This window comes from Thermomonas alba, from assembly GCF_022419205.1.
In the GTDB taxonomy this organism is placed as follows: Bacteria; Pseudomonadota; Gammaproteobacteria; order Xanthomonadales; family Xanthomonadaceae; genus Thermomonas; species Thermomonas alba.
In genome coordinates this window covers 1-8263 of record NZ_JAJOZU010000012.1, presented here as the reverse complement: position 1 = coordinate 8263, position 8263 = coordinate 1, and the positions used below count along the sequence as shown (strand labels likewise).

At 63.0% G+C, this 8263-nt stretch carries 4 protein-coding genes; 3 read left to right on the top strand and 1 reads right to left on the bottom strand.

Annotation, left to right across the window (positions count from 1 at the left end; all coding sequences use genetic code 11):
• Positions 1 to 197 precede the first annotated feature (197 nt).
• From ML342_RS11350 to guaA, 3 genes are all read left to right on the top strand, one after another.
• Complete coding sequence (locus ML342_RS11350; RefSeq protein ID WP_338065005.1) at positions 198 to 3752, top strand: calcium-binding protein; 3555 nt, start codon at positions 198 to 200, stop codon at positions 3750 to 3752.
• A 138-nt stretch (positions 3753 to 3890) separates the two neighbouring features.
• A complete protein-coding gene (gene guaB, locus ML342_RS11345; protein WP_240127142.1) occupies positions 3891 to 5351 on the top strand; it encodes an IMP dehydrogenase in 1461 nt (486 codons plus the stop codon).
• Between the two features lie 63 nt (positions 5352 to 5414).
• Positions 5415 to 6989: a glutamine-hydrolyzing GMP synthase gene (gene guaA / locus ML342_RS11340; RefSeq protein WP_240127141.1), complete on the top strand. Its 1575-nt coding sequence runs from the start codon at positions 5415 to 5417 to the stop codon at positions 6987 to 6989.
• Positions 6990 to 7260: 271 nt separating this feature from the next.
• Here the strand turns inward: guaA and ML342_RS11335 are convergent, their stop codons facing one another.
• A complete protein-coding gene (locus ML342_RS11335) occupies positions 7261 to 8136 on the bottom strand; it encodes a hypothetical protein (protein ID WP_240127140.1) in 876 nt (291 codons plus the stop codon).
• Positions 8137 to 8263: the final 127 nt, after the last annotated feature.

The following is an 8263-nucleotide window of genomic DNA, read 5'->3' as shown; positions in this document are numbered from 1 at the left end:
CCAAGGTGATCACCGGCGTGCGCTTCCGCGATGGCGTCGAAGTGCGCGATGATGCAACCGCCCAGACCCACTCGGCCGCCGCCTGATCCGTCAGGGCGTGCACCACTTTTGGGTATTTCTCCGAGTTTGCGGGTGAGGGTTTCGATACGGTCAATGCCACGGCGAGCTACACACTGTCCGACAACGTCGAAAAGCTCGTGCTTCTGGCTGGTGCTTATGACGGCACTGGCAACAGCCAGGACAACGAACTCGTCGGTAACGCCGATGACAACCGGTTGGATGGTGGTGCCGGCGCCGACCGGATGGCAGGTGGCGAAGGCAACGACACCTACGTGGTCGATGCGGCTGGCGATGAAGTGGTGGAACTGGCCGGTGAAGGCGAGGACATCGTCGAGTCGAGCATCAACTACGTCCTCGGCGATACGCTCGAACATCTTGTCTTGACCGGAACGGCCAATGTCAATGCCACGGGCAATGCGGGCGACAACAACCTGCAGGGCAATGCTGGCAACAATGTGCTGGATGGCGCAGCAGGTGCGGACCACATGTCCGGTGGTGACGGCGATGACTACTACATCGCCGATCAATCGGGTGATTCGGTGAACGAGGACACGGATGCCGGCATCGACACCATCGAACGCCGCTACGAAACCAACTACATCCTCACCAACAACGTCGAGAACCTCATCCTGGGCAGTGGCGTCACCACCGGCCACGGCAATGCACTGGACAACCACATCGTCGGAAACTCAGGCGGCAACAGTTCGTTGGGGCTGGAAGGCAACGATTGGATCCAGGGCATGGGCGGCAACGACCAGTTGTTCGGCGATGAAGGCGACGACATCGTCGAGGGCGGCACCGGCAACGACTACCTGGAAGGTGGCGACGGCAGCGACCAGCTGGAAGGTGGAGATGGCAACGATCAGTTGGGGGGAGGTACAGGCGCCGATACCCTCATTGGCGGTTTGGGCGACGACAAGTACGTCCTCACGCTGGACGGCGAAACCGACATCATCGACAACAGCCATGGCGGCTTCGACGGCATCTTCTTTGAGGAGACCGTAAGCAAGGAGCAGCTGTCGTTCAAGCGGGATGGGAACGACTTGCTGATCATCGTCGATGACAACGACGAAGCTCCTGCGGCAAGAGTGGTCAACCACTTCCTCGGGGGCAACTACGCCATCGACTACGTGCAGCCCAGTGCACCCGGCAGCTACTACCTGACTACGGCCCAGATCAATGCCAAGGTGGCGGCGTACGGCACCGGCTATGACACCGTCATGGATGGCACCGAATCGGCTGATACAGGCGGCACGGCGCTGGTCGGTTCCTCCGATAGGGACTGGATCCGTGGCCTGGGTGGCGATGACCAGATGTTCGGTAACTCCGGCGACGACAAGCTGCAAGGCGGCGCCGGCAATGATTATCTGGCAGGTGGGCTGGGGAACGACACCAACACTGGCAACGACATCCTCGAGGGCGGCGATGGCAACGACACGCTAGCGGGCCAGGATGGCGACGACACGTTGATCGGCGGTCTCGGGAACGACACCTACATGTGGGATGCGGGCTTCGACACTATCGACAACACCGGCGGCGGTACCGACACGTTGTTCTTCCCGAACAGTATCCCGGTGACCCGTTTGACCTTCAGGCAAGACGGCAACGATCTGCTGATCCTGGTCGACAACAATCCGGCCCAAGGCGTGCGTGTGATCAACCACTTCCTGGGTGGCGATTACGCGCTGGATTACGTCTACCAGAACGGTGGCACCGGCTACAACACCGCGCAGATGAACCAGAAGGCCGCCATGGCCGGCTACGACAACCTGGTCCAGGGTACGGCCAGCAGCGAGACGCTGAACGGAACCTCCGGCAAAGATCTGATGTTCGGCGGTAACGGCAATGACACGCTCAATGGTGCGGCCAATGACGACCGTCTGTTGGGCGAGGCCGGCAACGACACCCTCTATGGCGGTGCCGGTACCGACAAGCTTGAAGGCGGACTGGGCGATGACACCTACACCATCGACGACAACCTGGACGTCATCGTCGAACTTGCGGGTGAGGGCAACGATCTGGTCAATGCATCCGTTACCTATGCATTGGGCGATAACGTCGAACGGCTCACGCTGACCGGGTCGGCGGCCATCAATGGCACTGGCAATGCGTTGGACAACACCCTGATTGGCAACAGTGGCGCCAATACGCTCAATGGTGGTGCGGGCAATGACACCCTCAATGGCGGTACCGGCGCCGACACGCTGGTGGGCGGGGCCGGCAACGATACCTATGTCGTCGACAACACCGGGGATGTCGTCACGGAGCTGGCTAGTGAGGGCACGGACCTCGTCCAGGCGAGCGTGACCTACACGCTGTCCAACAATGTCGAGAACCTGACCTTGACCGGCACCAGCGCCATCAACGGGACCGGCAATGCCCTGGACAATGTCCTGACCGGCAATTCGGGCAACAACACGCTCACCGGCGGTGGCGGCAACGACACCCTCGATGGCGGCACCGGCAACGACACGATGCTGGGTGGCGCGGGCAACGATACGTACGTCGTCAACGCCACCGGCGACGTCGTGACCGAGCTTGCCAGCGAAGGCACGGACCTGATCCAGTCGGCGGTAACCTATACGCTGGGGAACAACGTCGAGAATCTGGTATTGACCGGTACCAGTGCCATCAATGGCACCGGCAACACCCTCGACAATGTGCTGACGGGCAACACCGGCAACAACAGTCTCAGCGGTGGTGCGGGCAACGACACGCTGGACGGTGCGGCAGGGACGGACACGCTCACGGGCGGCACGGGCGCGGACATCTATCTGCACGGGCGTGGCTACGGTGCCGACACCGTGGTCGAGAACGATGCGACGGCCGGCACGGTGGACGTTGCCAAGTTCCTCAGCGGCGTGGGATACGACCAGTTGTGGTTCGTGCGTCCCTCCGGTACTAACAATCTGGAAATTTCGATCATCGGCACCAGCGACAAGCTGACGATCAAGGATTGGTACAAGGGCAGCCAGTACCAGGTCGAGGAAATCCGCACGACGGATGGTGGCTACTTGTTGACGGCGGCCAAGGTGCAGGCGCTGGTCACCAAGATGGCCACGATGACCAAGCCCACCACTACCACGTTGACGACGGCCCAGCGTTCGCAGCTTGACCCTGTCTTCGCAACGACTTGGGTACAGCAGGTACCGCTGGCTGGCTTGATGGCGAGAGGAGATGAGTCCAGTGCTCTTGGCCTCGTGCCGATGAACGGTGCGCTGCACGCTGGTGGCCTGGAGGCGATCATGCCGGGTGGTTGTTATCCGCAAACGCCGGGCGATCGGAGCGAATGGCAAGATCGCATCGATGGTCGTATGCCCGGCTCACGCATCGAGACTTGGCTGGAGGCGCATGGGTATGCTTCGCTCGAAGACTGGCTGGCGCGGACGCCGTCCGAGCATCCTCTCGGGGATTGGCTGGAGCGACTCCAGGATCGTCGCCATGAGGGCATGGGAATGGAGTCTCCCCACGCACTGGACGAGTTGTATGGATCGCTGGCCGATGTCATGGCAAGCGATCGATTCGGCTTGGCAGGCCAAGATCGAACGATGCGCGGGTTGGGTGCGGATGTTGCGGTCGAGTGCCAGCGGTTGATCAGTGCGATGTCGCTGGCGGATGCTCCTGACCTGTCGCTTGCCGCGAACTGCGAGGTCTGGGGCAACCGGCAGGGCATGGAAACGGCCATGTTCTGATCGGCGAATGGCCCCCTCCCGTAACGGAGGGGGCTTTCTTGAAGCCGCGGGTAACCGGTGAGATTCCCCCGAATCTCCTTCTGGCAGCGCAAAAAGCGGTAGAATGACGCGCTTCCCCACTTCCGCATGGGTCCGCCGATGCTCCGCATCCTGGCTGAAGCACTGACGTACGACGACGTCTCCCTGGTTCCCGCCCACTCCAGCATCCTGCCCAAGGATGTCTCACTGGAAACCCGGTTCACCCGCGACCTGCGCATCCGCCTTCCGCTGGCGTCCGCCGCCATGGATACCGTCAGCGAGGCGCGGCTGGCCATCGCGATGGCGCAGCTGGGCGGGATTTCGATCATCCACAAAAACATGCCGCTCGAGGCGCAGGCAGCGCAGGTCGCGCAGGTGAAGAAGTTCGAGGCCGGGGTGATCCGCGAGCCGTTCACCGTCAGCCCGGATACCAGCATCGGCGAAGTGCTCAAGCTCACGCGCGAGCGCAACATCTCCGGCGTGCCGGTGGTGGATTCCGATGGCCAACTGGTCGGCATCGTCACCGGCCGTGACATGCGCTTCGAGAAGAAGCTCGACGACCCGGTGCGCCACATCATGACCAAGCGCGAGAAGCTGGTCACGGTGAAAGAGGGCGCCAGCGACGAAGAGGTGCTGGGCCTGCTGCACAAGCACCGGATCGAGAAGGTCCTGGTGGTCAACGATGATTTCGCGCTGCGCGGGCTGATCACCGTCAAGGACATCCAGAAGAAATCCGACAACCCGAATGCCGCCTACGATGCCAGCGGCCGCCTGCTGGTCGGCGCTGCGGTCGGCGTCGGCGGCGATACCGAGCAGCGGGTCGAGGCATTGGTCGCCGCGGGCGTGGACGTGATCGTGGTGGATACCGCGCACGGCCATTCGCAGGGCGTGCTGGACCGGGTGGCCTGGGTCAAGAAGCACTATCCGCAGGTGCAGGTGGTCGGCGGCAACATCGTCACCGGCGATGCGGCGCTGGCGCTGATGGATGCCGGCGCGGACGCGGTGAAGGTGGGCGTCGGCCCCGGCTCGATCTGCACCACCCGCATCGTGGCCGGTGTGGGCGTGCCGCAGATCACCGCGATCGACATGGTGGCCGAGGCGCTCAAGGACCGCATTCCGCTGATCGCCGACGGCGGCATCCGCTACTCCGGCGACATCGGCAAGGCGATCGCGGCCGGCGCCTCCAGCGTGATGATCGGCGGCCTGTTCGCCGGTACCGAGGAAAGCCCGGGTGAGATCGAGCTGTTCCAGGGCCGCAGCTACAAGAGCTACCGCGGCATGGGCTCGCTTGGCGCAATGGAGAAGGGTAGCAAGGACCGCTATTTCCAGGATGCGTCCGACGCCGACAAGCTGGTGCCGGAAGGCATCGAGGGACGGGTGCCATATCGCGGCCCGCTGGCCGGCGTGGTGCATCAACTGATGGGCGGCCTGCGCGCCACCATGGGCTATGTCGGCTGCGCCACCATCGAGGAGATGCGCAAGCGCCCGGTGATGGTGAAAGTCACCGGCGCTGGCCAGCGCGAGAGCCACGTCCACGACGTGCAGATCACCAAGGAACCGCCGAACTACCGCGCGGGGTGAGGCATGTCATGGAAGGGAGACGCGAGTTTCCCTTCTTTGTTTCCAAAACATCAAAGCATTACGATGACCCAGTCAGCGCACGGCGACATCCACTCCGACAAAATCCTCATTCTCGACTTTGGCGCGCAGTACACCCAGCTGATCGCGCGCCGCATCCGCGAGATCGGGGTGTATTGCGAGATCTGGGCCTGGGACCACGATCCAGCCGAGATCGCCGCGTTCGGCGCCAAGGGCATCATCCTCTCGGGCGGGCCGGAATCGACCACTCAGCCTGGTTGCCCGGCCGCGCCGCAGGCGGTGTTCGAGGCCGGTGTGCCGATCCTGGGCATCTGCTATGGCATGCAGACCCTGGCCGTGCAGCTGGGCGGCGCCACCGAGGCCGGCGATCAGCGCGAGTTCGGCCATGCCGAGCTCGAACTCCTTGCCGAGGACGCCCTGCTGGCGCCGGTGATCACCTCCACGGCCATGCGCAACGTGTGGATGAGCCATGGCGATCATGTCGCCAAAGCCCCGCCCGGCTTCACCGTCACCGCGCGCACCGACCGCCTCGGCATCGCGGCGTTCGCCGATGACGCCAGGAAGATCTACGGCGTGCAGTTCCATCCGGAGGTCACCCATACCGCGGCGGGCGAAGCACTGCTGCGCCGCTTCGTGGTCGATATCTGCGGCTGCGCCACCCTGTGGACGGCGGCCAACATCATCGAGGACCAGATCGCCCGCGTGCGCGCGCAGGTGGGCACGGACGAGGTCATCCTTGGGCTGTCCGGCGGAGTGGATTCCTCGGTGGTTGCCGCGCTGCTGCACAAGGCCATTGGCGATCAGCTGACCTGCGTGTTCGTGGACACCGGCCTGCTGCGCTGGCAGGAAGGCGATGCGGTGATGGCGATGTTCGCCGAGCACATGGGCGTGAAGGTGATCCGCGTGAACGCCGCCGAGCGCTATTTCAAGGCGCTGGAGGGCGTTGCCGATCCCGAGGCCAAGCGCAAGATCATCGGCAACCTGTTCGTCGAGATCTTCGATGAGCAAGCCGCCAAACTAAAGAATGCCAAATGGCTGGCGCAGGGCACCATCTACCCGGACGTGATCGAGTCGGCCGGCAGCAAGACCGGCAAGGCGCACGTCATCAAGAGCCACCACAACGTCGGTGGCCTGCCCGAACACATGAAGCTGGGGCTGGTGGAGCCGCTGCGTGAACTGTTCAAAGACGAGGTGCGCCGGCTGGGCGTCGCGCTCGGCCTGCCGCGCGAGATGGTCTACCGCCACCCGTTCCCCGGCCCGGGCCTGGGCGTGCGCATCCTCGGCGAGGTCAAACCCGAATACGCCGAGCTGCTGGCGCGCGCGGATGCCATTTTCATCGAGGAACTCCGCAAAGCCGGCCTGTATGACAAGGTCAGCCAGGCGTTTGCCGTGTTCCTGCCGGTCAAGTCGGTGGGGGTGGTCGGGGACGCCCGCGCTTATGAATGGGTGATCGCGCTGCGCGCGGTGGAGACCGTCGATTTCATGACCGCCCACTGGGCGCATCTGCCGTACGACTTCCTCGGTCGGGTGAGCAACCGCATCATCAATGAACTGCGCGGCGTCTCGCGCGTGGTGTACGACATCTCCGGCAAGCCGCCGGCGACGATCGAGTGGGAGTGAGGTGTGCCTCCGGTGCAACCGCAGCCACGGCCAATCACACAGAGGACGCCCGCGTCGTAGCTCCGCCCGACGGCAGGACCTGGACACCGCTGGCCGTCAACCGGCGTGACCGACTCGACCGTTGGCGTCCAGCCCGACCGTTCCGTCACCTGTGGCAGTGCTGCCCACACCCGGGCGGGTGGGGCGGAGATCGAGGTGGTGGAGAAGCAGGGCATGGTTCGCTCCACAGGCAAGCAAGAGGAAACCCGCGCGGAGGCGGGCTTCCTTGGAACTAGCTGGTCGTCTCCAGCAGGATGCGGATATAGCTATCCCTGTCTTCCTCCTGAAACAGGATGTGTTTTTTCTGCATTTCGTCTTTCGTGATGCCCCAAAGCTTGCTCATTTCATGCGAGGGCGTGTTCGAGACGATGAAGGACTCGAGCACAACATCAGGCTGCCCCAGGCGCTTCTCGATTTCCTTGACGGTTTCGTAGAAACTGATTTTGGGATCCTGGAGGCCCACGTTGCGGATGCCTTTGGGGTCGACAAACGTCACGCGCTGCCGTTTGCCTTCGAGCTGCCAGATGATGAAGTCCGGGTGGAAGTTGCCGGCCTCGAAAAAGCCGACGCCACGGCCCTTGCTGAGGTTGCGCAGCAGGTAGAGTTCCCGTTCCGCAAAATAGCCGGGGTTGGCGTCGTGGAACGCCTTCAGATCCTCGATGAACCGGCGCTCGCCTTTGTTGAGAGGGGCGGGTGAGATCTCGACTACACTGCCGTCCAGGAACAGCAACGGCTGGTAGAGGTGTCGCCCGAACCAGATCGCCTTGAGGCCCCGGAACTCCCAGTCCTTCAGATTCCCTTGCTCGATGGCCTCTTTCAGCTCTTTCAGTTTTGCGACGATTTCCTGCTGCGATTCCTCGATCAGGATCCGATAGCCGTATTCGGCACCATCCTCGCTCAGGATGGATGGGAAGTTGGGATCGTCCTCGGTGAGGTCCCGGTACTCCAGGTGCGGAAGTTCCCATTCGCGCTTGCGGAAGGTGTAGTAGCGCTCCACGTACTTGCGCAACAGGGCCTGGGCGATTTCCTGCCATACGCGCGTTTTCGCGAATGAGTCGAAGGCCAGCTCCGATGCAGGGATCAGCAGCCGGTACCAGCTGGTGTCCATCAGCAACGACGTCCCCCCGCCTTTGAGTAGCACGGCGATCTGGAGTCCAATCCCCAACGACAAGGAGATTGGACGTGAAGAAGCGTTTTACCGAAGAGCAGATCATCGGCTTTCTGCGTGAGGCGGA